This is a genomic window from Dichelobacter nodosus (genome assembly GCF_001263335.1).
GTDB classification, from domain to species: domain Bacteria; phylum Pseudomonadota; class Gammaproteobacteria; order Cardiobacteriales; family Cardiobacteriaceae; genus Dichelobacter; species Dichelobacter nodosus.
The window spans coordinates 1-265 of record NZ_LGVW01000027.1 but is presented as its reverse complement, the minus strand read 5'-3'; the positions used below and the strand labels follow the sequence as shown (position 1 = coordinate 265).

Below are 265 nucleotides of genomic sequence, written 5' to 3'. Positions count from 1 at the left end.
AAATGCCCGACGATCTCGAAGGGTTTATGCAAGAAATGGAGCGCAAATTGTTGATTAAAGCCTTAAAAGAAAACGGCAACAATAAAACGAAAGCCGCCGAATCTTTGGGCATTAGTTTTCGGGCAATGCGTTATAAATTAAAAAAATTAGGAATTGATTGATGCAAGTTTTAAGCAATATTGATTTACGAGACTGGCACACTTTGGCAGCGCAATCGCAAGCAAAAACATTGTTACTTTTGCAAGAACCCGAAGAATTAAAAGCG

General features: G+C 38.1%; 1 protein-coding gene. It reads left to right on the top strand.

Going from position 1 to position 265, the window contains the following annotated elements; all coding sequences use genetic code 11:
* The first annotated feature begins 2 nt into the window (after positions 1 to 2).
* Positions 3 to 161 (top strand): helix-turn-helix domain-containing protein, encoded by a 159-nt coding sequence (locus AKG33_RS07575; protein ID WP_082203969.1) that lies wholly within the window; start codon positions 3 to 5, stop codon positions 159 to 161.
* Positions 162 to 265 lie beyond the last annotated feature (104 nt).

Excerpts from the sequence above, each read along its gene's own strand:
- AKG33_RS07575 (WP_082203969.1), top strand. The coding sequence starts at position 3 with ATGCCCGACGATCTCGAAGGGTTTATGCAAGAAATGGAGCGCAAATTG.